Source organism: Adlercreutzia mucosicola DSM 19490 (genome assembly GCF_000422625.1).
Classification (GTDB): Bacteria; Actinomycetota; Coriobacteriia; order Coriobacteriales; family Eggerthellaceae; genus Adlercreutzia; species Adlercreutzia mucosicola.
This window is the reverse complement of the sequence record NZ_AUGK01000004.1, coordinates 125,200-150,105: the sequence shown is the minus strand read 5'-3', so window position 1 is coordinate 150,105 and position 24,906 is coordinate 125,200. Positions and strand designations below refer to the sequence as shown.

25 protein-coding genes are annotated in these 24,906 nt (G+C 67.3%); 3 read left to right on the top strand and 22 right to left on the bottom strand.

What is annotated here, in order from left to right:
* Positions 1–11: 11 nt before the first annotated feature.
* The 14 genes from G503_RS15435 to G503_RS0102160 all read right to left on the bottom strand — a co-directional run bounded on the left by G503_RS15435 (position 12) and on the right by G503_RS0102160 (position 13,055).
* Positions 12–2,270, bottom strand: a complete 2,259-nt coding sequence (locus G503_RS15435) for a PASTA domain-containing protein (RefSeq protein ID WP_051190834.1) — start codon at positions 2,268–2,270, stop codon at positions 12–14.
* Positions 2,271–2,326: 56 nt separating this feature from the next.
* Positions 2,327–3,247: a GTPase Era gene (gene era, locus G503_RS0102225; RefSeq protein ID WP_028026302.1), complete on the bottom strand. Its 921-nt coding sequence runs from the start codon at positions 3,245–3,247 to the stop codon at positions 2,327–2,329.
* A 61-nt stretch (positions 3,248–3,308) separates the two neighbouring features.
* Positions 3,309–3,830, bottom strand: a complete 522-nt coding sequence (locus tag G503_RS0102220) for a diacylglycerol kinase family protein (RefSeq protein WP_202805149.1) — start codon at positions 3,828–3,830, stop codon at positions 3,309–3,311.
* 6 nt (positions 3,831–3,836) lie between these two features.
* On the bottom strand, positions 3,837–4,325 hold the full coding sequence (ybeY, locus tag G503_RS0102215; protein WP_028026300.1) for an rRNA maturation RNase YbeY: 489 nt from the start codon (positions 4,323–4,325) through the stop codon (positions 3,837–3,839).
* Positions 4,326–4,330: 5 nt separating this feature from the next.
* Complete coding sequence (locus tag G503_RS0102210; protein WP_028026299.1) at positions 4,331–5,287, bottom strand: PhoH family protein; 957 nt, start codon at positions 5,285–5,287, stop codon at positions 4,331–4,333.
* Positions 5,288–5,319: 32 nt separating this feature from the next.
* A complete protein-coding gene (locus G503_RS16640; protein ID WP_028026298.1) occupies positions 5,320–5,523 on the bottom strand; it encodes a LuxR C-terminal-related transcriptional regulator in 204 nt (67 codons plus the stop codon).
* Positions 5,524–5,585: 62 nt separating this feature from the next.
* Positions 5,586–5,744: a hypothetical protein gene (locus tag G503_RS16635; protein ID WP_235715470.1), complete on the bottom strand. Its 159-nt coding sequence runs from the start codon at positions 5,742–5,744 to the stop codon at positions 5,586–5,588.
* Between the two features lie 589 nt (positions 5,745–6,333).
* Entirely contained in the window at positions 6,334–7,548 is a 1,215-nt protein-coding gene (locus G503_RS0102190; protein WP_028026297.1) for a MiaB/RimO family radical SAM methylthiotransferase, read from the bottom strand.
* On the bottom strand, positions 7,545–8,336 hold the full coding sequence (locus tag G503_RS0102185; protein WP_028026296.1) for an RsmE family RNA methyltransferase: 792 nt from the start codon (positions 8,334–8,336) through the stop codon (positions 7,545–7,547). The genes G503_RS0102190 and G503_RS0102185 overlap by 4 nt, the downstream gene beginning before the upstream one ends.
* Positions 8,337–8,355: 19 nt before the next feature.
* Entirely contained in the window at positions 8,356–9,507 is a 1,152-nt protein-coding gene (dnaJ, locus tag G503_RS0102180; RefSeq protein ID WP_028026295.1) for a molecular chaperone DnaJ, read from the bottom strand.
* A gap of 52 nt (positions 9,508–9,559) precedes the next feature.
* Positions 9,560–10,570 carry a heat-inducible transcriptional repressor HrcA gene (hrcA, locus tag G503_RS0102175; RefSeq protein WP_028026294.1) on the bottom strand — a complete coding sequence of 337 codons (1,011 nt, stop codon included), beginning with the start codon at positions 10,568–10,570 and terminating at the stop codon, positions 9,560–9,562.
* Positions 10,571–10,792: 222 nt separating this feature from the next.
* On the bottom strand, positions 10,793–11,905 hold the full coding sequence (gene hemW / locus G503_RS0102170; RefSeq protein WP_028026293.1) for a radical SAM family heme chaperone HemW: 1,113 nt from the start codon (positions 11,903–11,905) through the stop codon (positions 10,793–10,795).
* Positions 11,886–12,863: a tRNA dihydrouridine synthase DusB gene (gene dusB, locus G503_RS0102165; RefSeq protein ID WP_028026292.1), complete on the bottom strand. Its 978-nt coding sequence runs from the start codon at positions 12,861–12,863 to the stop codon at positions 11,886–11,888. The genes hemW and dusB overlap by 20 nt, the downstream gene beginning before the upstream one ends.
* Before the next feature lie 6 nt (positions 12,864–12,869).
* A complete protein-coding gene (locus G503_RS0102160) occupies positions 12,870–13,055 on the bottom strand; it encodes a hypothetical protein (protein ID WP_028026291.1) in 186 nt (61 codons plus the stop codon).
* 105 nt (positions 13,056–13,160) lie between these two features.
* On the opposite strand from G503_RS0102160, the gene G503_RS0102155 reads away from it, so the two are divergent.
* Entirely contained in the window at positions 13,161–13,814 is a 654-nt protein-coding gene (locus G503_RS0102155; protein ID WP_028026290.1) for a flavodoxin family protein, read from the top strand.
* 358 nt (positions 13,815–14,172) lie between these two features.
* On the opposite strand, the gene rpsT is transcribed toward G503_RS0102155, so the two are convergent.
* Complete coding sequence (gene rpsT, locus G503_RS16840; protein ID WP_028026289.1) at positions 14,173–14,706, bottom strand: 30S ribosomal protein S20; 534 nt, start codon at positions 14,704–14,706, stop codon at positions 14,173–14,175.
* Between the two features lie 358 nt (positions 14,707–15,064).
* On the opposite strand from rpsT, the gene lepA reads away from it, so the two are divergent.
* Both lepA and G503_RS13210 read left to right on the top strand, forming a co-directional pair.
* Positions 15,065–16,870: a translation elongation factor 4 gene (lepA, locus tag G503_RS0102145; protein ID WP_028026288.1), complete on the top strand. Its 1,806-nt coding sequence runs from the start codon at positions 15,065–15,067 to the stop codon at positions 16,868–16,870.
* 133 nt (positions 16,871–17,003) lie between these two features.
* Positions 17,004–18,125, top strand: coding sequence for an MBL fold metallo-hydrolase (locus G503_RS13210; RefSeq protein WP_051190833.1), 1,122 nt, complete (start codon positions 17,004–17,006; stop codon positions 18,123–18,125).
* Here G503_RS13210 and holA read toward each other — a convergent pair.
* From holA to mihF, 7 genes are all read right to left on the bottom strand, one after another.
* Positions 18,122–19,099 (bottom strand): DNA polymerase III subunit delta, encoded by a 978-nt coding sequence (gene holA, locus G503_RS0102135; protein WP_028026287.1) that lies wholly within the window; start codon positions 19,097–19,099, stop codon positions 18,122–18,124. The two genes, G503_RS13210 and holA, sit on opposite strands and share 4 nt — an antisense overlap.
* Before the next feature lie 17 nt (positions 19,100–19,116).
* The gene (locus tag G503_RS0102130) at positions 19,117–21,456 is read right to left on the bottom strand and encodes a ComEC/Rec2 family competence protein (protein WP_028026286.1); all 2,340 of its coding nucleotides are present in this window, start codon (positions 21,454–21,456) and stop codon (positions 19,117–19,119) included.
* Positions 21,447–22,208 (bottom strand): ComEA family DNA-binding protein, encoded by a 762-nt coding sequence (locus G503_RS0102125; protein WP_028026285.1) that lies wholly within the window; start codon positions 22,206–22,208, stop codon positions 21,447–21,449. Before G503_RS0102125 ends, G503_RS0102130 begins: the two co-directional genes overlap by 10 nt.
* Before the next feature lie 265 nt (positions 22,209–22,473).
* Entirely contained in the window at positions 22,474–23,691 is a 1,218-nt protein-coding gene (thiI, locus tag G503_RS0102120) for a tRNA uracil 4-sulfurtransferase ThiI (protein ID WP_028026284.1), read from the bottom strand.
* Positions 23,691–23,951 carry a DNA-directed RNA polymerase subunit omega gene (locus tag G503_RS0102115; RefSeq protein WP_028026283.1) on the bottom strand — a complete coding sequence of 87 codons (261 nt, stop codon included), beginning with the start codon at positions 23,949–23,951 and terminating at the stop codon, positions 23,691–23,693. Before G503_RS0102115 ends, thiI begins: the two co-directional genes overlap by 1 nt.
* Positions 23,952–23,966: 15 nt before the next feature.
* The gene (gmk, locus tag G503_RS0102110; RefSeq protein ID WP_028026282.1) at positions 23,967–24,533 is read right to left on the bottom strand and encodes a guanylate kinase; all 567 of its coding nucleotides are present in this window, start codon (positions 24,531–24,533) and stop codon (positions 23,967–23,969) included.
* A gap of 20 nt (positions 24,534–24,553) precedes the next feature.
* Positions 24,554–24,865, bottom strand: a complete 312-nt coding sequence (mihF, locus tag G503_RS0102105; protein WP_028026281.1) for an integration host factor, actinobacterial type — start codon at positions 24,863–24,865, stop codon at positions 24,554–24,556.
* Between the last annotated feature and the right edge of the window lie 41 nt (positions 24,866–24,906).

Genomic DNA, 24,906 nt, shown 5'->3' with positions numbered 1-24,906 from the left:
GCGCGCGGGGCCTAGTAGGTGATGGCGGGGTTGGCGTAGGACACCTTGTTGTTGTCGTCCCACACGATGCCGCCCTCGACCACCGAGGTCTCCTTGTCGTAGTAGGTCTTCTGACCCAGGCCGAAGGGCAGGTCCACCACCTCGAACTGGCGGGCGACCACCTTGTAGCTCACCTCGTTGTCGCCGCGGTAGGACACGCTCTCCACCGATTCCACCTTGTAGCTGGCCTCATCGGTCTTGAGAATGGCGCCGGGCAGGATGGACTTCGTCAGCTCCACCAGCTCGTTGGCCCGCGACTTGGCGATGAGCAGGGTCACCTCTGAGCCGGAGTTCAGCTCGGTGCCCGCCTCGGGATCGGTGCCCACGGCCGTGCCCTCGGCCACGTCCTCGGTGTAGTAGCGCTGGGCGTTCACACTGTAGCCCTCGGCCTCCAGGGCGGCCACGGCATCATCGCGGCCGAGCCCGGCCACCTCGGGCACGGTGAAGGGCACCGCCACGGTGAGGGTGACCGTATCGCCGGAGAGCGCCTGGGTACCCGCCTCGGGACTCACGGCCAGCACGGTGCCGGCAGCCTCGTTGGACTTCTGCTGGGTCATCTCCACCGCGGTGAAGCCCTCGGCCGTCAGAGCGTCGGTGGCCTCTTGCTGGGACAGGCCCGCCACCGCGGGAATCACGCGGGGGGTGGCCACTTCCAGGGCGATGGTGCTGCCCTCGTCGGCGCGGGTGCCCCCGTTCGGGCTGGCGGACAGCACAGTGCCGGCGGCCTCGTCGGACTTCACCTCGGCCACCTCGGCGACAAAGCCCTTCTCCCCCAGCTTCGCGATGGCCTCGTCCTTGGTCAGGCCCACCACCTCGGGGATCGTCTTGCCGCCCCACATCTCGGCCGCATAGGTGCCGGCTGCCACGCCGACGCCGCCCAGCAGCACGGCCACCACCACGGCGGCCGCGATGATGAACGGCTTCTTGGAACGCGGGGCGTGGAACTTCGGGGCCCTCGCGGTCTTGGGAGCCTTCGGCGGCTTCGGGGCCTTCTCCTTCTTCGCGGACTTGGCGGTCTTGGAAGCCGCCGCGGCGCTGTCAGAGGCCTCGTGCGGCGCCGTCTCGTCAGTCGCAGGCACGCTGCCAGCCGCCTGCTTGCGCGGGGAATGTCTGCCGGCATCCTCGGCGACTTCGTCGGCGGGGCCCGCCTCGGCCTTGTCGCGCACCACGGGCAGCTCGCTCGTGCCCGCGGCCTCGCGCACGGCCATACCGGCCGCGCCGCCGAGCACGAGACCCGCGCCGTCGGCGGCATCCGCGTCGGGCACGGGCGTCCCGTCGGCGGCGGCGCTCTCGATGCCGCGCTCCCCCAGCACCGCCAGGCCGCGCTCGGCCGTGGGCAGTTCCAGAGCGGCGGTGCGGGCGGCCTCGGCGGTCTTGGCGCGGCCCTTGCCCCGCCGGCCGGCGCGCTCGAAGAGCCCCACCACGCCATCGCCGGTGAGCAGCACCGAGTTCAGCTCCTCGGCGTTCAGGGAGGCCGCCCCGCCGCTCAGCTCGCGGCGCCAGGAGCGCACCTCTTCCTCGGACAGGGTGCCCGTCCGCTCGAGCAGCGCCGCGGCGCCGGGGGCCTCCACGACGCGCTCGCCGTCGTCCTCGTGCACGACGGCCTCGGCGACCGCGGCCTCCGTCGCAGCCGCCGCGGCCCCGGCCGCCAGCGTCGCCTCGTCCTCGCTGTAATCCTCGCGCTCGGCCGCCTTCGCCGCCCGAGCCTCTTCCCGAGCCGCAGCAGCGGCGGCCTTGGCGGCCTGCTTGGCGGCGCGCTTCTCTTCCTTGGCCTGCTGCTTCTCGAACTTCTTGGCCATACGGCGCTGCTCGCGCTCGCGCCGGCGCAGCTCGCGCTCGGAAAGGCCCATGGTGTAGTTGCGCGCCTGCGGCACGTACTCGTCGCGGATCACGGGAATCTCGGCGGTGTCGCCGGCATGGGCATCGGCCACGGGCGGCACGTAGCTGGAATCCACCAGACGCTCGAAGCCCGAGAAGTCCGGCTCGCTCGCCGGCTCGGGCAGAGGCTCCAGTACATCGGCCACCGACGGGCGCGCCGCAGGCGCGGGCGGCACCACGTCGGGCACCTTCAAGATGGGGGGCACGGCGGTCAGCGCGGCATCGCGACGGCGCTCCATCTCGGCGGGATCGGGCACTTCGGGAATGCGGTCGCTGGACAGAAAAACGTGGCCGCACTTCTCGCAGAAGGCGGCATCGTCGGTATTATCGAATGAGCAGTGGGGGCATTTCATCAACGGTTCTCCTCATTGTGTACGCAAGTAGGAGAATTGTAGCGCAGATATACCGCCTACGCACCTTCTCCGTAACCGAATCGGCGAATTTGATTCGCGTCGCGCCGCCAGTTCTTCCGCACCTTCACCGACAGGTCCAAAAACACCTTGGAACCCAACAGAAGCTCCAGGTCGCGGCGGGCCTCGGTGCCGATGCGCTTGATGGCCGCGCCGCGCTTGCCGATGATGATGCCCTTCTGGCTGTCGCGCTCCACGTAGATGACCGCGTAGATGCGGTAGAGGTTCGGCTTCTCGAACTCCATCTCCTCCACCCCCACGCCGATGGCATGAGGCACCTCGTCGAAGAAGTTGCGCAGCACCTTCTCGCGGATGAACTCGGCCACCATCACTTCCAGGGGCTGATCGGTCTCCATGTCGGCGGGGAACCACGCCGGGCCCTCGGGCAAGAGGAACTGCACCTCTTCCACGAAGGCGTCCACGTTGCGGCCCGTGGTGGACGAGAGCCCTACCATGGCGTCCCAGTCGCACAGCGCCTCGGCCGCCTCGCGCTGGGCGCTGATCTGGGCATCGCTGGCCATATCGGTCTTGGAGAGCACGCAGATCTTCGCCGAGCCCTTCGCGGCCCGCACCTGTTCGGCCACCCACTCGTCCCCTCGGCCGATGGGCTGGGAGGCGTCGATGAGCATGGCCACCACGTCCACGTCCTCCAGGGCCTTGATGGCCGAGGTGTTCAGCTCCTCGCCGAGGGCGTCCTTGGGCTTGTGCAAACCCGGCGTGTCCACGATGATCATCTGCATCGCATCGGTGGTGTACACGGCGCGGAAGCGGTGGCGCGTGGTCTGGGCGGTATTGGAGGTGATGGCGATCTTCTTCCCCATGATGGCGTTCAGCAAGGTTGACTTGCCCGCGTTGGGGCGTCCCACCAGGGTGACAAATCCGCTCTTGAAGTCGGGGTTGGTGGGAAACGAGCCCCCCATGGGGTTTTCAGCAAAGTAGGCGTCCAGATCCATGACTGTCCTTTCGATGGGGGCTTGCGCCCTAGGAGAAACGTTGCACGATGTAAGGGAAGAACACGATAAGCCCCACCACGACCGAGCCGACGCTGGCCACAAGCACAGCCCCGGCCCCGGCGTCCTTGGCGGCGCGGGCCAGATCGCGCCATTGGGGGCTTGCCAGATCCACCGCCGATTCCACGGCCGTGTTCACCACCTCGGCCACGCCCACCACCATGATGGCCAGCACGATGGCGAGCCAGTCGGCCCGCGAGATGCCCAAAACGATGCCGGCGCCCACGGCGAGCACGGCCACGGCGAGCTGAATCTTCAGGTTGCGCTGGGTGGCGAAGGCGTAGGCGACGCCGCGGGCGGCGCAGCGAAACGCGCACCACAGCGGGAAGCGTCCCGCCCCGGCGGCACGGCTGTCGGCGGCGGTGCGCACCAGATGATCGTCGCAGCCGCAGGTGGTCGGGGCCGTCCCATCGGGACGGGACTTTTCGGCGCCGCCCCCGATCATCGGACGGGGGCTGTCCGCCCTGCCGCAGCGGTCGCGCTCTGCGGACACGATCCGCTAGCGATTCTCGTCGATAGCGGGCAGATTCCGCTCCGACCAGGCCGTGAGCAGCTCCTTCTCGCGCCCTTCCATGACCTCGGCCTCATCGTCGGTGATGTGGTCGTAGCCGCACAGGTGCAGAAGCCCGTGCACGAGCAAGAGGCTGATCTCCTGCTCGAAGGAATTGCCGTACTCGTCGGCCTGGGCTGCAGCCACATCGGGGGCGATGATGATGTCGCCCAGCTCGTAGAGCGGGCAGTTCGGTCCGTCGGCGGCGGTCATATCGTCGGCGATGTTGTCGCACTCGAAGGACAGCACGTCGGTGGGGCCCTCGATACCGCGAAAGCGCTCGTTCAGCTCGGCAATCTTCTCGTTGTCCACGAAGCTGATGGACACCTCGGTGTTCACGGGCTTGCCCTCGCGCTCCAACACGAACTGGGCCAGGCGCGCCAGGGGCAGCCCGCTCAGCGCGTCCTCGCCGTGGCTGCAGGTGATCAGGATTTCCATGGGAATCAAGCCTTTCTGTCCGCGCGCTCGTAGGCCGCCACGATGGTGGCCACCAGGGAATGGCGCACGACGTCCTTTCCGGAAAGATCGCAAAACGCGATGTCGTCGATGCCCTCCAGGATGGAGCGCACCTGCACGAGGCCGCTTTGGCCTCGCGGAAGATCAATCTGGGAGATATCGCCGGTGACGACGATCTTCGCTCCGTTGCCGAGACGCGTCAGCGCCATCTTCATCTGCTCGGGCGTGGTGTTTTGAGCCTCGTCCAAGATGATAAAGGCGTCGTTCAAGGTGCGGCCGCGCATGAAGGCCAAAGGCGCAACCTCGATGACGCCAGTCTCGATGAGGGCGGCGGCGCGCTCCATGTCGAACATGGAGTACAGCGCGTCGTAGAGCGGGCGGATGTAGGGGTCCACCTTCTCGAACAGGGTGCCGGGCAGAAAGCCCAGGTTCTCGCCAGCCTCCACGATGGGGCGCGACAGCACGATGCGGCCCACTTCCTTGCGCTTTAAGGCCGCCACCGCCATGGCCATGGCCAGGTAGGTCTTGCCCGTGCCGGCCGGTCCGATGGCGAAGGTGACGGTGTTCTCGCGGATGGCGTCCACGTAGTGCTTCTGACCGGCGGTTCTCGGGCGGATGGCCCGGCCGCGGTAGGACAGCAGCACGTCGTCGCGCAAAGCCGACGGGGCGAACTCGGCGTGGCGGAGCAGCTCGATGGAGTGGCGCACGGAGTCGACGTCGGGAGCCTGGCCGCTCTCGGCCTGGCGGAACAGATCGGTGAGCAGTGCCGTGAGCTGCTGCACCTCGATAGGGTCGCCGGCCAGGGTCACGGTGTCGCCTCGCACGGTGATGCGGGCGTCGAAGGCCTCCTCCATCTGATGGAGTATCTCATCATGGGCCCCCACGACACACGCCATATCCACCGAAGGCGGCGCCGCGAGCGTTGTCTGCATCAAATCAGTCATGTTCGCTATTGTACCCCAAGTTGCGCGTCCGCTCAAAATGACGTTTCCCCCACGGCTCGGCGCCGCCCCTCGCCCTCGCCGCGCTCTTCTTCCACGAGATTGATCAGCTCTTGCTGGGAATGGACTTCGAACTTGCGGTAGACGGCCTTCACGTGACTCTTCACGGTCTCGTCGCCAATACCGAGCTCCTTGCGAATGAAGGCGCGGTTGCGGCCACGGGTCAACAGCAGGAACACGTCGTTTTCCCGCGTCGGCCGCGAGCGATCCGATCAGCTGGCCCGTCTGGATGGCGAGTAGGCTACGGGTAGCCGGACTGATGCACCGCCGTGCCGATAATGGAGAACGGCTCGTGCAGGGGCAGACACAGAAAACCAGCGGCCATGAGCAGCGGGGCCACCTGGTAGGTCAGGTGGTCGAAGTCCATCTTGAACACGACGCTCGTCACATAGAAGACCACAGCGGCCCCGACAGGGCCTCTATGTCTGCGGCTCGGCGGCGGGCGACTCCTTCGGCGCGGGCGACTACCCCACCTACGTGCCCGGCATCGGCCACGGCCGTTGCGTGACCTTCGACCGCATGGCCGGCATCAACGCTGCCGGCGGTAACGCCGATGAGAAGATTCCGGACTTGGATCCGTTCGCCTAAGGCAACCTCGACTGGGACGAACCCAGCCCTGCCATACCCCCCCCTCTCTCTCTTGAGCCCCGCAGGCACCAAAGCCTGCGGGGCTTTTGCCGTTTGGTGTTCAAGACGTATGATGCGCTTTGGCTGACGAACTATCTCGAAATTGCACGAAATCGCGAGTTATGAGCGTCTGAGGATATCCCAGTACGCAAAGCCCGCGACATCAGAGGTTGCAGCGATATTCTGACCAGGCGTTTTCGTGGAAGGTGCCGTGGAATTCGGCCCTTCGCCGGCCCCGAGACGCTCATAACTCACGATTTCGCGCAGAAACGGGGGTGTTCGCCGACCGAAAGAGGATCCTCGCAGAGCGCAAGCCGCAATTATGGGCGCCTCTTGCTCGGGGGGTATCGCGCCCCGCGTGGCTATCCTATTTTTACCGGGACAAGAGAACCGATGGCGGCACCGGCGGGCACGGGCATCTCGTGGTAGCTTTCGGTAGTGGCAATTCCGGGGGTTTCCACAAGAGCAAGCTCGACCGTGCCCGCACGCGCGGCGCGATCGGCCGCGGCCAGCTCGTCGGTCAGGGCGCGCAAACAGGCCGCCCGGGCGGCCTTTTCCCCGGGAGGCACCTGGTCGGACCGCTCAGCCGCCGGCGTTCCCTCGCGCCGCGAGTACGGAAACACATGGATCTTCGCGAAGCCGACGTGGCGGGCCAAGGCACAGGTGTCCTCGAAGTCCTCGTCGGTCTCGCCCGGAAAGCCCACGATGATGTCGGTGGTGAGCGCGATCTCGGGCACCATGGCGCGCAGGTAGTCCACAAGCTGGCGGTACTCTTCGGCATCGTAGGGGCGGCCCATCTCCCGCAGCACCTTCGACGAGCCCGATTGCAGGGGCAAGTGCAGGTGGCGACAGAGGCGCCCCCCGGCCTCGGCGAGAAGGCCGATGAGGTCCATCGACACGTCCATGGGCTCGACCGAGCCGATGCGGAAGCGGCAGGGCGGCTCGCCCGGCGCGTGCAGCTCGGCCGTCTCGGCGAGCAGGCGGCGGCACAGGTCGGCCAGATCCAGGCCGTCGGCGTCGTAGGACCCCAGGTTGATGCCCGTGAGCACGATCTCGCGCACCCCGGATTGCGCCAGGGCCACCGCCTCGGCCACCACAGCCTCGGCCGGCCGGCTCGTCGCGCGGCCCCGGGCCACATGCACGATGCAGTAAGTGCAGGCGTTATCGCAACCGTCCTGCACCTTGATGCCGATGCGGGCATGCCCATGGTGCAGCCCCGCCCCGCCCTCGCCGGAAAAGCCGCTCCCATCCGCAGCCAGCTCGGCCAAGAACGCCTCCATCTCGGCCTTGGGCACCACTATAACGCGCTCTCCCAGCTCAGCGAAGAACGTCGGGTCGATAGCCGAGGCGCAGCCTGTCACGATCACGCGGGCGTGGTCGTTGGCCCGCAGGGCCTGGCGCACGCTCTTGCGCGTCTTCTTCTCCGCCTCGCCGGTCACCGTGCAGGTGTTCACAATGATGAGGTCAGCCGCCTCGGGCGCGCTGTAGCAGGCCGAGGCGCGGCCGAGCAGCTTCTCGAAGGCGTCGGACTCGACCTGGTTCACCTTGCAGCCCAAATTGACGATGGAGAATCTCATGCGTTGCCCATGCCGCCCAGCTCGTAGAGCGCCAGCGCCGGAGCCACGATGCCCGCGGTCTCGGTGCGCAGGATGGAGGGTCCCAGCGTCACGAGACGGGCCCGGGGATTGCAGGCCAGAAGCACCTGCACCTCGTCTTCGGTCAGACCCCCTTCAGGACCCACCACTACGGCCACCCGAGCATCAGCCGCCGGTGTGCGGGTTGCGACGAGGGCGCCCTGCACCGCCTCGGAAAGGCGCGCCGTCTCGGGCGCCTCCTCCCAGCACACGAGCACGCAGGTGGCGCCCACTATCATCTCGGCCGCCGCCCTCACGCCCACCGGCTCGCTCACCTCGGGGATGCGGAGCTGGCCCGATTGCATGGCGGCGCTCTTGGCGATGGCGCGCCACCGCTCGGTCTTGGTCGCGGCCTTCTTGCCGGCGAGCTTCACGACCGAGCGCGCGCAGGCCAAGGGCACGAAGGCCGCTACGCCCACCTCGGTGGCGTGGCGGATGACCGTCTCCATCTTGTCGCCCTTGGCCAGGCCCTGGAGCAATACCACCTGAGGGCCCGATACCCCGCCGTCATCGTGGCGCGCGATGGACACCAGCGGCAGCCCGTCGGAGAAATCGGCGATCACGCACTCGAAATAATCCTGGGCCGCATCGATCACGGCGATGTGCTCGCCCGCCGCCAGCCGCAGCACCTTCGCGTGCCTGGCATCGTCGGCGGCCAGCCGCAGCGGAAATACCGCCTCCGTCTCGGCGGCCAAGACCTGGTTTTCCAGGAAGAATCGCGGAAGGGACATGGGATCGCTCGCTTTCCGCCTACTCGAAAATGTCGCGCAGCTTCTGCAGGGGCGTGCGGCCCTCGTTCACGCTCTCGCCCATCTCGGCGGCCAGTTCCTCCAAAAGCTCGCGCTCGCGCTTCGACAGCTTCTTCGGGATCTCCACGTCGATATGCGCGAACAAATCGCCCCGCACATCGCTCTTCAGCCGCGGCATACCGAAGCCCTTCACGCGCACCACCTGGTTGTTCTGACAGCCCTCGGGCACCTTGATGGTAACCTTCTCGTCCTCGAAGATGCCGTCGATCTCCACATCGGCGCCGAGTGCCGCCTGCACCATGGGCACTACCAGCTTGCAGTGCAGGTTGTCGCCGTCGCGCTCGAAGAACTCGTCCGGCGCGATACGCACGGTGACGATGAGGTCGCCGGCCGGCGCGCCCTGCATGCCCGCCTCGCCGAAGCCGTGGATGCGCAGCTGCTGGCCGTCGCGGATGCCCCGCGGCACCTCCACCGACACGCGCTGGCGATCGGGCACGCGGCCCTGGCCCTCGCACTCGGGGCACGGGTTCTCGACGATCGTGCCCGTACCGTGGCACTCAGGGCAGGTGGTGGCCGACTGCATGTCGCCCAGGAAAGTGTGCTGCACCGTGACGACGCGGCCGCGGCCGTCGCACTCGGGGCAGGTCACTTCCTTGCCGTCCTCGCCCAGGCCCGTGCCGTCGCAGTCGGGGCACGGCGCCAGACGGTCGTAGACGATCTCCTTCTTCTCGCCCGTGGCCGCCTCGGCCAGGGTGATGCGGATGCCCACACCCATGTCGCGGCCGTCCTTGCGCACCGTGCGGCCCGCGCCGCCGGCCGCGGCCCCGCCGAAGAAGGTGGAGAAGATGTCGCCCATGCCGCCGAAGCCGCCGCCGAACAAGTCCTCGAAGTCGATGTTCACACCGCCGTAGGGGCCGGCCCCGCCCGCTGCGCCCGGGATGGTGCCGAAGCGGTCGTAGGCCGCCTTCTTCTGCGGGTCGCTCAGCACGTCGTAGGCCTCGTTCAATTCCTTGAACTGGTCTTCTGCATCCGGTGCCTTGTTCACGTCGGGATGCAACTCGCGAGCCCGATGGCGGAACGCCTTCTTGATCTCGGCTTCGGAGGCGTCGCGGGAGACGCCGAGAATTTCGTACAAGTCCTTGTTTGCGGCCATGGTGAAGCGTCTTGCCTTTCTTGATCAGGGAAATGATGCAGGTATTGCTCGGTTACTCGTCGTGCAGCACGCACTGGGCGGCGCGCACGGCGCGGATGGCGGAGGCGTAGTTCATGCGGGTGGGACCGATGACGGCGACGATGCCGTCGGCCTCGCCGCGGCCGTAGGGGCAGGCCACGATGGACACGCCGGCCAGTTCGGAGGCGGGGTTCTCGTGCCCGATGCGCACCATCACCGGGCCGCCCTCCTGGGTCGTCTCGTCGAAGGTGTGCAGCAGCACGCGATCGTCTTCCAGCACCTCCATCACCGGCAGCAGGGCCTTGGCATCGCTGAACTCCGGCTGGCGCAGCAGCGACGAGATCCCCAGGCTGTGGGCGCGGTTGCCGTCCGACTCGCCCAGACAATCGATCACCTCATCGATGATGAGCTGCACGAGCGGATCGCTGAGGGCCTCCACGGTGTTCGCGTCCAGGCTGCGACGCACGTCGCGAGCCGACTGACCCACCAGCACGCGGTTGAGCAGATTCTGCGCGCCAGCCAGCTCATCGGCGCTCACCTCCTCGGTGAAGGTGATGGTGCGGTTCACCACCTGGCCATCCTCGGCCACCACGATGACGATGGCCTGCCAGTCGGACAGCGACACCAGCGTGATCTGGTGAATGCGCCCGGCGAACACGGAAGGGGCCATCACCACCGACAGGCAGTTGGTCAGCCGCGCCAGAGCCGCCGAGGTGCGCTCCATGAGCGCATCCAACTCGGAGGCCGACGAGCGCAGCTCCTCCACCATATCGCGATGGGGGCGCTCCTCCTCGGCCAGGCCCGACAGCAGCAGCTCGTCCACGAAGGTGCGGTAGCCCGCATCGGTGGGAACGCGGCCGGCGGAGGTATGGGGCTGCTGGATGAAGCCGGCATCCTCCAGGGCGGAAAGGTCGTTGCGCACCGTAGCGGGGCTCACGCCCAGATGGTGGCGCTCAGTCAGCGTGCGCGAACCGACGGGCAGCGCGTACTCGATGTAGTCCTCGATGAGCGCGCGCAGTACCTTTTGGCGTCTCTCCGACAGCATCGCCTTCTCCTTTCCGTCCGTTGTTGACGCCATTTTAGCAACCGCGCAACGAGAGTGCTAAGAAGAGCGCCCATCTTGACGCAAGCGACACACAACAGCAGGTGGAAGGCCCGCGAAGAGACGCGGAGTCTCCCAGGGGCGGCCTTCGCAGGGGCGGCCTTCGTGGGAGCGGGCTTCAGCCCGCCCGCAAGCGAAGAAGAAGCGGGGCGCAGAAACCGCCCCCTAGGGCGCCAGATCGAGCAGCCGGCCGTACAGCTCGTTGCCGCAGAGCCACCCCACGTCGGTAGGCCGCCAACGGCCGCCCACGTGGCGCACCAGGCCGAGGGCGGCCAGCTCGTCGAATACCGCCGGCGCATCGGGCAGCCGCTTCGCCGCCGCAGCCACGGTCTCGTCGGCCACCCCCCGGGCCATGCGCATGGCCAGCATCAGATCCTCCGCGGCCATCTGCCGCGCGTCCAGATCGTCCACCACCCGGCCGTCCTGCACCCGCATGCGCCGATCGGCGTTCTGGGTCATGGTCACCGCCGAGGCACCCAGGCCCAGGTAGGGTGCGCCGGTCCAATAGGCGGTGTTATGGCGACTCTCGAAGCCGGGCCGCGCGTAGCTGGCCACTTCGTAGCGCTGAAAGCCCGCGTTCTCTAAGATGAGTCGGGCGGCCTCCATGGCCGCGGCCTCCTCGTCCTCGTCGGGTTCGGCCATCTCACCGCGCATCACCGCACGGTCGAAGGGCGTGTGCGGCTCGATGGTCAGGGGGTACACCGACACATGGGTCACGCCCAGGCTCACCGCCTCGCGCACCGACGCCTCGAAAGAGGCCGCGCTCTGCCCGGGAATGCCGCACATCAGGTCCAGCGACACGTTTTCGAACCGCGCCTGAGCCGCCGCGACGGCCCGGCGCGCACCATCGCCGTCGTGGGCCCGACCGAGCCGTCGCAGCACCCCATCGTCAAAGGACTGCACGCCGATGGACAGACGGTTCACCCCCAAAGCCCAGATGTCGCGCACCATGGGCACCGTCAGGCTCTCGGGATTCGCCTCCATGGTGCATTCCACCTCGGGCGTCAGGTGCATCGACAGCGACAGGGCGTACAGAAGGCTGGACAGGCGCGCTATGCCCAGATGACTCGGCGTGCCGCCGCCGATGTACACCGTCTCCAGAGCCCCCAGCTCGCCCCCCTTGGAGGCGCGGCGGATGTCCAGCACGAGGGATTCCACGTACTCGTCCATGGCCGGCGCGTCCGCGGCCGCGGCCGTCGTGGCGAAATCGCAGTAGCCGCACCGCTTCACGCAGAAGGGAATGTGCAGGTAGAGCGCCTTATAGGGATCGTGCGCCATGGGCTATCTCCAAAAGCTCGTCGAACACGCGATCGAAATCGTCCAGGGTGGTGCAGTAGTTGATGCGGCCCCGGGCGGCAGCGGCCCCGGGCAGGCCCGCCAGGTACCACATGGCGTGCTTGCGCATGCGCACGATGTTGCGGCCCTCGCGATGGGTGAGCAGCTCGGCATGGCGGCGCGCCATGGCGATGCGCTCGTCAACGGTGGGCGGCGCGGGCTCCGGCCGGCCCGCGAGGGTGGCCTGCACCTGGGAGAACAGCCACGGATTGCCCTCGGCGCCCCGGGCGATCATCACCCCGTCGCAGCCCGTGGCGGCCGCCATGGCCGCGGCGTCAGCCCCCGAGCGGATATCGCCGTTGCCCACCACGGGCACACTCACCGCCGCGCGCACCCGGGCGATCACGCCCCAGTCGGCGCTGCCGCGATAGAGCTGCTCGGCGAAGCGGCCGTGCACGGTGACGGCATCGGCCCCCGCCTCCTCCATACACCGCGCGAAGGCGGGGGCCGTCTCGTCGCCCAGCCCCCATCCGCGGCGGAACTTCACCGTCACGGGATGGGCCACGGCCGCCTTCACCGCCCGCACGATGGCGGCGGCCAGATCCGGGTCGCGCATCAGGGCCGAGCCGTCGCCCTTCGAGACGATCTTGCGCGCCGGACAGCCCATGTTGATGTCCAGGTACGCCAGGCTCTCCCCCATCTCCTGCTCGATCCAGGCGGCCTGGGAGGCCATCACAGCGGGCTCGTGGCCGAACAGCTGAACGGCCACCGACTCCTCGCCCTCGGCCAGGGCCAGCAGATGGCGCGTCTTCTCGTTGGCGAACGACAGCCCCTTGGCCGACACCATCTCGGTGAAGGCCATATCCGCCCCCGCCTCGCGGCACAGGGTGCGAAACGCGATGTCGGACACGCCGGCCATGGGCGCCAGAAGCGCCCGGTACTTCCCGAACAGACCTTCCATAGGTGTCTACAGGATACCGAACAGCAACAGGGCGATGAGCGCCACGAAGCCGATGACGAACAGCACGCAGCCGACGCCCACGAGCGCCTTCGAGGTGCCGCTCATGCCATAGCGCTCCTGCTCCTCGGCGATCTTCTTCTCATTGAACGGGTCGTTGACCCAGTCGTATTCCTCGTTTGTATCTCGTGCCATACTCACATACCTTGCGAAACGATGGGGGGTTGCGGGGTAGAATAGGCACAGTTTAACGGACGCGGGCCCCCGGGCCGCGCGAAAACACGAGAAGAGGAGACAATCGTGAAGGTACTGCTCATCAACGGAAGCCCTCGCATGAAGGGCAACACCCACCGGGCCTTAGAGGAGGTCGCCGCGACCCTTAAGGCCGAGGGCGTTCAGACCGAGATCGCCTGGATCGGCAACAAGGAGATACGGGGCTGCATCGCCTGCGGCATCTGCGGCAAGAAGGGCGATCACCGCTGCGTGTTCGCCGACGACCCCTGCAACGCGCTGATCGAGAAGGCAGCCGGGGCCGACGGACTCATCGTGGGCTCCCCTGTCTACTTCGCAGGCGCAGCCGGATCGCTCATAGGGCTCCTCGACCGCATGTTCTACGCGGGCGGCAGCCTCATGCGCTTCAAGCCGGCCGCCGGCATCGGCGTGGCGCGGCGCGCCGGGGCCATCGAGACCGCCGACCAGATCAACAAGTACTTCCAGTTCAACCACATGCCGCTGGTGTCGTCCAGCTACTGGGGCGTTGCCTTCGGCCGCCTGCCCGGCGAAGCTGCCGGCGACGGCGAGGGCATGCACACCATGCGCAGCCTCGGCCGCGACATGGCCTGGATGCTGAAGAGCCTCGCGGCGGCCCGCGAAGCCGGCATCACCCCGCCCGAGGTGGAGCCGAAGGTCATGACGAACTACATCCGCGAGGACGTGCTGCCGGTCGAGGGCTAAAGACGCATGGGCACGGTAGCGCCCGCGGCGGTACGAGAGGCACTGCGGTGCCCACGGCGACACGAGAGGCACGGTAGCGCCCGCGGCGGCAATCTTTTTGTGGCGCAAACGACCGCTTTGGTTCCCCAACTGGCGGCACAAAACGGTCGTTTGGTTCCCACGCGCCACAAAACCCCTGGTCAATTGCTTCTCATCTGAACTGCCTGGGAACCAAACCCGCTGTTTGCGACACAAAACGGACGGGCGTGTCAGGAAACGCGAGTTTGGTTCCCTTCCCCTGAAAACGCCCCGCCCTCCCGTCAACGCAAAGCGAGCCGCTCGAAAGCGGCCCGCTGGGAGTGCGAATGCGACGTGCAAGCTACTCGGCGCTGTCCTCGGCCGGAGCCTCCTCACCCTCGGCAGCCTCGGCGGCAGCGGCCTCAGCCTCGGCCTTGGCGGCTTCCTCGGCCTCCTTGGCCTTGCGCTCGGCGGCCTTCTTCTCCTCCTTCAGCTGCTTCTCGCGGCGCTTCGCCTTCTCGGCGGAAGCCTCGGCCATGGCGGCCTTCCGGGCCTCCTTGGCAGCGGCCTTCTTGGAGCCGGTCTTCTGGGCCTTAGGCGCCGGCTTCACGTAAGCGGCCTTGTCCTCGGCGGTGGCCACGGAATTGGCCAGGGCCATGATGCCGCTCTTGCGGTTGGCGGCCTGGTTCTTGTGGATGACGCCCTTGGAGGCGGCCTTGTCCATCAGACGGCAGGCAGCGCAGGCGGCAGCGTAGGCCGCGGCGCCATTGCCCTCGGCCACGGCGTCCTTCACGCGACGGGTCGCGGTCTTCAGCTCGCTCTTGACGGCGCGATTGCGCATGCGGCGCTTCTCGTTGGTGATGATGCGCTTCTTCTGGGACTTGATGTTAGCCATGATTGCTAGCCCTTTCTGGTTCGGTCGTTTCAGATCCTTTTCCTTTGCGGTATCCAACGACACGAACGCGCAGCGGCAAAGCCCGCCCGGGCATCGTGCGAGATGGAAAGCGGCGGGATTTGCCCGCTTTCTCAGCCCCGGGCCCTGAGCCCGGAAGGCCGCCAGCAATCGCAATCTCTCAAGCGCAGCCACGTCTGCAGATTTGGCGGTGGAATCACCGCGCGTGCGTATCGCTGGATACACAATGCGGTAGAATACCAAAGATTCGCATCAGCACCGTGAAGAAATCTGCCCGGGAGGGGCAATTCTTCGCGAGACGCACACATACGCAGGAACCGACCGCGATAAGAAAGCCATTATGACCCACGAACTGTCCCATATCCGCAACTTCTCGATCATCGCGCACATCGACCACGGCAAGTCCACGCTCTCGGACCGCATCCTGGAACTGACGGGCACCGTGGCCAAACGCGACATGCAGGCCCAGCTGCTCGATTCCATGGACATCGAGCGCGAGCGCGGCATCACCATCAAGAGCCAAGCCGTGCGCGTGAGTTACACGGCCGACGACGGCGAGACCTACCAGCTGAACCTCATCGACACCCCGGGCCATGTGGACTTCACCTATGAGGTGAGCCGCAGCCTGGCCGCCTGCGACGGGGCCGTGCTCGTGGTGGACGCCACCCAGGGCGTGGAGGCCCAAACGGTGGCCAACGCCATGCTGGCCATGAACGCCGATCTGGAGATCATCCCGCTCATCAACAAGATCGACCTGCCGGCCGCCGAGCCGGAGCGGGTGAAGGCCGAGATCGAGGACGGCCTGGCCATTCCCGCCGACGACGCGGTGCTCGCCAGCGGCAAGACCGGTGTGGGCGTCCACGACCTTCTGGAGGCGGTGGTCTATAACATCCCGGCCCCCGCCGGCGACGGCGGGGCGCCCTTGCGCGCCCTCATCTTCGACAGCTACTTCGACGCCTACCGCGGCGTGGTGGCCCTCATCCGCGTGGTGGACGGCCAAATCAAGAAGGGCGACAAGATCCGCATGATGGCCACGGGCACCGAGACCCTCGTAGAGGAAGTGGGCGCCCGTCACCCCCAGGAGGTGCCCGAAAAGGCGCTCTACGTGGGCGAGGTGGGCTATTTGGTCACGGGCCTCAAGGATGTGAGCCAAGTGAAGGTGGGCGACACCATCACCCTGGCCGACGGGGGCGTGAACGCACCGCTGCCCGGCTACCGCGAGGCGAAGCCCATGGTGTTCACGGGCCTGTTCCCCATCGACGGCGACCAGTACGAGCCTCTGAAGGAGGCCCTGGAGAAGCTGTCCCTGAACGACCCGGCCCTCGTGTGGGAGCCCGAGACCTCCCACGCCCTCGGCTTCGGTTTCCGCGTGGGATTTCTGGGCCTTCTGCACATGGAGGTCATCAAGGAGCGCCTGGAGCGCGAGTTCGGGCTTGACCTTTTGGCCACGGCCCCCTCGGTGGAGTACCACGTGTACCTGAAGGGCGGCGAGATGGTCTCGCTCCACTCGCCCCAGGAGATGCCCGACCCCGGCTCCATCGATCACGTGGAAGAGCCCTACCTGAAGGCGAAGATCCTCATCCCGCCCGACTACGTGGGCGCCGTGATGGATCTGGCCGTGGGCCGGCGCGGCAACTTCGTCACCATGAACTACCTGTCCCAGACCACTGTGGAGATGCTCTGGGAGATTCCCCTGTCCGAGCTCATCCTGGACTTCTTCGACAAGCTGAAGTCGAACACGAAGGGCTATGCCTCCCTCGACTACGAGATGGACGGCTACAAGCCCTCGCAGCTGGTGAAGCTGGACATCCTGCTGTCGGGCAAGCCCATCGACGCCCTGTCGTTCATCGTGCACAAGGACAAGGCCTACGACCGTGGGCGGGTGCTGTGCGACAAGCTGAAGGAGATCATCCCGCGCCAGATGTTCGAGGTGCCCATCCAGGCGGCCATCGGCGGGCGGGTGCTCGCGCGCCAGACGGTGAAGGCCAAGCGCAAGGACGTGCTGGCCAAGTGCTACGGCGGCGACATCACCCGCAAGCGCAAGCTTCTGGAGAAGCAGAAGGCCGGCAAGAAGCGCATGAAGGCCATCGGTAATGTGGAGGTGCCCCAGGAGGCCTTCATGGCCATCCTGAAGGTGGACGAGTAACCCTTGGCCATCGCTTTCCCGACAAGCAACCCTGCGAGCCGCCCTTCGGGGCGGCTTTCGCTTAGAATGAGACTTGCACCGAGTCGCTGCGCGCGAGCATGCGGCCCAAGATAGACAACTACCGGGAGGAACCATGGACGAGGAACGCGACACGCCGCGCATCACGCTTGACGAGGGGGCGCTGCTGGCCGCCGAGACAGCCGCCGACGCGCCCTTCGGCAAGCCCGTGGCCCTCTACCCCAACCTGTACCTGGTGCGGCTGCCCCTGCCCCACAACCCTCTGCGCGCCATCAACTCCTACTTCATCCTGGACGACGACGGCACCACCACCATCGTGGACGTGGGATTCAACCATCCCGCCTGCGAGCAGGCCATCGATGACGCCCTCGCCGCCCTGGGCCGCTCCTGGGACAAGGTGCAGGTGCTGCTCACCCATTCCCACCCCGACCATACCGGCAACCTCGACCGCATCTGGCGGACCGGCATGCCCGTGTTCGCCAACCTGCACTCCTTCCAGGAAGTGAAGAACCTGATGGAGATGGAGGACAACGTGTACGGGCCGCTGCTGCTGCAGGCCGCTACCTTAGAGCAGCAGAAGGACATGACCTTCGGCGACGAGGGCCCGCGACTGCACGTATCGGCCGAGCTGCTGCCGCTGTCCACCTACCCCGCCATGACCTACCTGGCCGACGGCGATCGTCTGACGCTCGGCGACTTCGAGTTCGAGGTGATCGAGACGCCGGGCCACGACCCGTGGCACATCTGCCTCTACGAGCCGAACCATCGCTTCATGATCGTGGGCGACCATGTGCTGGAGCGCATCACCCCGTCGGTCTCGTCGTGGTTCCCCGCCTACAACGCCCTGGCCGAGTTCCTCGACAGCCTGGAGAAAGTGGGCGCCTACGATGTCGATCTGGTGCTGCCGGCCCACGGCAAGCCCTTCACGGGCCTGCACCAGCGCGTCAACTTCCTCATCGAGCACCACCGGGCGCGCCTCGAAGAGATCTACGAGTTGGTAGCCGCCGGGCACGACGACATCGTGCAGGTATCCCAGCATGCCACGTGGCGCTACCCCAACTGGAAGAGCTGGCCTTTGGACCAGAAGTACTTCTCCATGGGCGAGACCCTGGCCCATCTGATCTATCTGGTGCGGGAAGGGCGCATCCTGCAGGGCATTTGCGGCGCAGAGTACTACTTCCGCATGCCCTACGACCGCAAGCACACCGCCATCGTGGCCGTGGAGAGCAACGGCTAGGACGAGCGCTTCAGCGTATCGACGAGCCAGCGGTAGAACACCGCGTCCGGATCCGATCCGCTCTTCATGGCCCGCTCGGCATCGCGGGCAGCCACCACGGCGCGCCGCAGCTCTTCCGGGGTGAAGTTGCGGGCCCAGGCCGTCATGGTCTTCACCTTCCAGTCCGGCACCTTCAGCACCCGCGCGATGGCGGCCACCTCGCCACGGGCCCGCAGGGCCTGCACGCCCATGAGATCGCGCACGCGACCGGTGCACATGGCAATGAGCGCATGGGGCGAGGCGGAATCCATCTTGCTCAGCAGCCCAAGGCACTTGGCCAGGTTGCGCTCGGCGAAGGCGTCGGTGAGCGCCCAGGGCTTCACCTCGGAGGTGCGGGCCACCAGCTGGCGCACCTCGCGCTCGCTCACCGGATCGCCCCCGTTGTGGGCCAGGGCGATCTTCCTCAGCTCGTTGTCGAGATGCACGGTATTCTCGCCCACCAGATCGACCAGGGCCGCCGCAGCCCCCTCGCTCATCACGATGCCGTGGCTCGTGGCCATGGCGCGCACCTGGCGGGGCAGCTCGCGCGCCTTCGGCAGAGCGCAGTCGATCACCGCCTTAGGGCCCACGCCGGCCACAGCCTTGCACAGGCGCGTGTTCTTCGCCAGCTTCTCGGCCTCCAAAAGCAGCACCGTGGTCTCGTTGGGAGAGCCCAGATAGGCTACTAATGCCTCGGAGTCGGCCTTCTTCAGCTTGTCGGCGTTGCGCACGTGCACCAAGCGCACCGGACTGGCAAAGGGGATGGTGTTGCAGGCGGACACGATCTCCCCGCCCTCGGCGAGCTCGCCGTCGAAGTCGTCCGAGTTGAAGGCCATGTCCCCCATCTTGGCCAGACGGGTCCGCAAGCGCTCGATGACGGCGCTGCGCTTGAGCGCGTCATCGCCCACGGCCAGATAGGCGGCCAGCAGATTGTTCTGTTCGTTTCCGTTGCTCATGGGACCATTGTACCCGATTAGGACGACGGCGCCGCGTGCTCGGTGCTCACCTCGATCTTTTCCATGGAGAATGCAACGGTCACATCGCCCACCTCGTCGGTGCGCAGCACCGTGCAGCCGCCCTCGGCCAAAAGGTCGCACACTTCGGGCGCAGGATGCCCGTAGCGGTTGCCCGCACCCACGCTGACCAGAGCGATACGGGGCGCCAGCCGCTCGACCAGCGACTCGTCGAGGCTCTTCTTCGATCCGTGATGGCCCACTTTCAGCACATCGATCCCGTCTGCCGGCAGCGACGGCGCCATGACGCGCAGCTGCTCAGCCTCGGCATCGCCGCACAGAAGCGCCGTCCACTCGGCCGCCCCGTCGCCATCGCCGTCGTAGGAGCAGAGAAACGACAGGCTGTCGCCGTTGCCGCCCTCGTCGGCAAAGGAGGCGGGCCACACCACTGTCAGAGTGAAGCGGCCGCAGGTTACCGCATCGCCCACCTTCAGGCCGCGCACACCCGCGGGATAGCGCTCGCTCCCGGCTCGATCTCGCAGATCGCCGCAGCCCTCGCAGGGGCACTCCAGCAGATCGTCGGCCACCAGCAGGCCCTCCACTGCCGCCACATCTCCCAGGGCCTCCAGCGAGCCGCAGTGGTCGTCATCAGGATGGGTCACGACCACGCGATCGAGAAAGCGCACCCCCTGTCGGGCGCAGGCCTCCTTCAGCAGACCGTCCCGATTGCCCGTATCCACAAGAAGGGCCGCCCCCTGGCTGCGCACGAGAAAGGCATCGCCCTGGCCCACGTCCAGCATCACGATCTCGTCCGCGCCCGCGCGCCACGGGGCCGCCGCCAAGAGCGCCGCCGTCGCCAGCGCTCCCGCCGCGGCCGCCAGCGACCGCCCGCTCGGAGAGGGCCACCATGCCCACAGCCCCGCTACCATCACCACCGACAGCAGCACCATAGCGGCCGCGTCGCCGTCCACGGGAAGACAGGTGCCCGGCACCGCGGCCAAACCCCGCACCGCCCAGGCCAGAGGCGCGGCAGCCGCACCCGCCGCGCCCAGCGACAGCGGGGCCACAGCTGGCACGAGGCAGGCGGCGAGCACGGCGGCGAACCCGGTCACACAGGCCACGGTAAACAGCGGGGCTCCGACCATATTGGCCACGGGCGAGAGCAGGGGCACCTGGGCGAACAGCGCCGCGGCATAGGGCTGCGTGGCCAGAGCCGAGGCCGCCGTCAACGCCAGCGGCGCGCTCGCCGCCGCCACGGCGGGACGGGCCCTGGCGGCCCATGACGTGAAGAGCGGCGCCAGCACCACGATGCCCAGAGTCGATCCCGCCGACAGCACGAAGGAGGGCGACAGAAGGGCGGAAACGTCGGCCGCGCCGAACACGATGAGACAGAGCCCGAGGGCCGCCAGGGCCGAGGAGCGCCGATCGGTCAGGAGAGCCAAAAGGCCCGTGGCGGCCATGGACGCCGCCCGCAGCGCCGAGACGGGCATCCCCGTGAAGCCCACATAGCCCACGAGGAACAGCGCCGTGACCACGGCGATGGCCCGTCGGCCCAGGCGGACCAGGCGCAGTCCGCTCGTGACGAACAGCGTCACGATGGACAGATGGGCCCCCGATACCGCCACCAGGTGGGCCAGCCCCACGCGCTTGAACTGCTCGTAGGCACCCGACTCCTCCATGGGCCCGCGCCACCCGCACACGAGGGCCTGTACCAAAGGCGCGTCCTCGCCGCCGTATCGCTCGATCAACCCGATAGCGTGGCGCCGCAACCCCGCGAGCAGGGCCCCGCGGCGCTCCTCGGGCGCGGGCAGGTCGCGCACGGTGAGCGATCCCGCCAGGCCGCTGTTCCAAAACGATTCCGCCGCCGCGGCCGAGGGAGCCCTCAGGGCAGCCCGCACCGTGAGGCGCTCCCCCCGCATGAGGCCCCCTGCCTCGGCCGGCAGGTTCAGCCTCACAGCTATGACGCGCCCGTCGCTCGCAGCGCGCGCCGTGGCCGTCGCACCGAAATCCGACTGACGGGCATCCGTTGTCAAGGTGCACTCCCATAGCCGCTCGCCTCCGGCCATCGAGGCGGCGGCCGTCAGAGACCAAGCCGCGGCGGCGCAGGCCACCAAAGCTGCGGCAACACCCAGAGCCGCCACCGCCGCCAGGGGCACGACGCGCCGGCGCACGCACACGGCCCCCACTGTCACACCGGCCGCCATAGCCGCCGCGCCCAGGAAGACGCACCCCTCCGCCCCGACGTTCCGCAGGAACGGGTGCACCAGCGCCCCGGCAGCCCAGAAGGCCAGCCCTGCCAGCAGTACCGGCGGCAGATGGGGCCGCGGAGGCACCAGCGGCTCGCGGGAGCTCACACGCATACCAGCTCCCGCAGGGCCTCGAACTTCTTGTCGCCGATACCCGACACTCGCTTCAGATCTTCGATGGCGCGGAAGGGTCCGTTGGCCTCGCGGTCTGCCACGATCTTGGCCGCCGTGGATGCCCCGATGCCGGGCAGCGCCACCAACTCGTCCGCCGTGGCCCGATTGAGGTTCACGGGAGCCGCAGCACTGCTCGATGTCGCCGCGCCCGCGCTCCCGCCCGCCGTCGCCGCGCCCGCGGCTCCCCCTTCTGCCTCGTCGGGAATCACCACTTGCTCGCCGTCCTGCAGCACCTGGGCCAGATTCACGGCGGCCGTGTAGGCCGTCTCAGTCAGGCCGCCCGCCGCAGCCACGGCGTCCACGATGCGGCTGCCCGCAGCCAGGTAGTACACGCCCGGCGCCCGCACGGCTCCGTCCACATGCACGCACAGAGATGCAGCCTCCTCCGCTCCCGACGAGGGCAGCACAACATTCTCCCCGCTCGGGCCCCCTGCCGACGCAGTCCCCGAATCCCCGTCAACTCCAGCCGACGCCCCGCCGCCATTATCCCTGTCCCCACTCCCCGCCACTTCTGCAACCGCATCATCGGCCGTGCGCACCTCGAAGGCACTCCCTCCCGAAAGCGCCGTCAAGCCCACCGCCACAACTACGGCTACGGCCAACAGCACGGCGATGCCGATGAACACCGGGCGCGGCACCGCCGACAGATGCAGTCGAGTGGCGAAGCGATCCGCCTGATCCTGAAAGGCCATGTCACCTCCTTTGAACGAGATGCCCACAGCCTACTCCCCCGCAACCGCAGTTTCGTCTCGGGAACCACCGTCGCCCGTTCGTCTGAAAACCGCCCGACCACCTCTTCCCAGCCGTCCGCGGCTCGCGCCGGGGCCGCCCCGCAACCGTCCTCGATTCGGCCGCCAATCGAAACCGCCCCCCATAGCCTCACCCTGATACAAGAAGGCCCCGGTGCCGCAGTTCACAGCACCGGAGCCTTCAAGCCGTTCGGTAGGTAATCGGTCGCTACGCCGGCCTCTTCTTCGGGGGGCGGTAAGCGGGGCAGCGGTAGTCGCGGGGTTCGGCGGCGTCCGCCAGCTCGGTCACCCACGCCTCCAGGGGGAACGCCGCCTCGGCCGCCTCCACGTCCTCCAGCTTCGCGTGGGTCTCGGGGTTGCGGGGCATGAACAGCGTGCAGCAGTCCGGCGCGTCCATCGAGGAGATCTCGAAGGTGCCGAGCGCCTGGGCCTGGTCGATGATCTCCAGCTTGTCCGACCCGATAAGGGGCCGCAGCACCGGCATCGCCACCGAGGCGTCGGTGGCACGGATGTTGTCCAGCGTCTGGGAGGCCACCTGGCCCAGGCTCTCGCCTGTCACCAGGGCCCCGGCGCGCTCGCGCCGCGCGATCTCCTCGGCAACGCGGAACATCAGCCGCCGGTACAGGATCACCCGCAGGGCCGGGGGTGCCGAAACGGAGATCTCGCGCTGGTAGTCGCCGAAGGGCACCACGTACACGCGCCCGATGCAACCCGTGCGCTCCAGCACCCGGGCGATATCGTCCACGAGGAACTCCGAGGCATCGGAGGTCTGGGGCCGGCCGGAGAAGTGCACGCCCACGCAGACCGCGCCGCGCCGCGCCATGCGCCACAGCGCCACCGGCGAGTCGATGCCCGAGGATAGCAGGCTCACCACCGTGCCCGAGCTGCCCACCGGCAGACCGCCGATGCCGCGCTCGCTGCGGGCATACACATAGGTGGAGCCCTCTACCACTTCCACGCCCACGGTAATATCCTGGCCCTTCATCTGCACTTTCTTCGCGGGAAAGGCCTCGCAGAGTACCGCGCCCACATCGCGGTTCATCTGCATGGAGTCGATGGGGAACGTAGTGTGGTTGCGCCGCGCCGCCACCTTGAAGCTGGCGAAGGGCTCGGCCTCGGCCAGGGCGATGCAGGCCGCGCGGCCCATCGCCTCCATGTCCTGCTCGCACTTGAAGCCGCAGGACACCCGGGCCACCCCGGGTATGCCTAAGATGGCGTCGGTGCAGGCGTTGGCCGCTTCCAGAGACGTTCCCTCGCGCAGAAACACCAGGATGCGCCCGGAGATACGGTGGATGGTAACGATCGGGTATGCGCCAAGAAGCGCCTCCAAGTTCTTCTGAAGGCGCTTCTCGAATACGCTTCTATTCCGTCCCTTTAACCCGATCTCGTGGTAATGGACGAGAATGATCCGCTGGAACTCTTCCATTAATGGTTCTTCACGTCAATCGACTCGGGATCGTAGGAAACCTCGCCGCGGGCGATCTCGTTGAAGGCCATGGACAAAGGCTTCGTGTCGGCCGCGCGGGCGATCTCCACGGCGGTCTGCAGCTGAATGGCGCGATCGCGCTGGCCGCGCATCATGTCGTTGATGTCGTGGGCGCGCTTGGACGCCAGGGCGCACAGCAGGAATCGGTCGTTATCGGTCTCGTCCAGAAGGACGTCGATCTTCGGTTCGATGATGCTCATAGACTAGGTATCCTCTTACTTCTGTTCGGCAGTGTCGTTCACGTAAGCGACCAATTCGGCGACGGCTTCGTCGAGATCGTCGTTTACCAGCCGTATATCATACTCCATTTTATGGGAAAGCTCCACCAGAGCGGTGTCCATGCGCTTCTTTACCACATCATCGGTCTCGGTGCCCCGCCCGCGCAGGCGCCGCTCCAGCTCTTCCAGCGACGGCGGCTCGATGAACACGAGATGGGCCTCGGGCATCTTCTCCTTCACCTGGAGGGCGCCCTGCACCTCGATCTCCAAGATCACCTGCTTGCCGGCGCCCATCTCGCGCTGCACCGAGGAAAGCGGCGTGCCGTAGCAGTTGTCGGAATAGGTGGCCCACTCCAAAAAGCCGCCCTCGTCGGTCAGGGCGAGGAACTCCTCTTTGGGCAGGAAATAATAGGAAACGCCCTCGACCTCGCCGGGTCGGGGGCGCCTCGTGGTAGCCGAGACGGACACCCACGCATCAGGCACCTCCTCCACAAGACGAGCGACGAGCGTTCCCTTGCCGGCCCCCGAGGGGCCGCTGATTACGAAGAGGTTTCCGGTACGCATGGAGTCCTTTTCAGTCGTAGTTACTTGGTCAAGCGAGCCAGCAGGGCCTCGCGCTGACGCTCGCCGATGCCCTTGATGCGGCGGCTCTCGGCGATCTGCAGCTCCTTCATGATGCGCTCGGCCTTGGCCTTGCCGTAGCCAGGGAGCGTCTCGATGAGAGTGGAGATCTTCATGCGGCCCACCACATGGTCGTCGCGCATGTCGAGCACCTGGGCAACAGTCAGCTTGCCGGTCTTCAGTTCTTCTCGAATCTGCGCCCGCTTGATGCGTGCCGCCTTCGCCTTCTCAAGTGCCTCGGCGCGGGCTTCGGGGCTGAGTTCGGGGATAGCCATGGTTCTGTTCTCCTTCCGGTTAGGGCTGCCGAAATAGTACC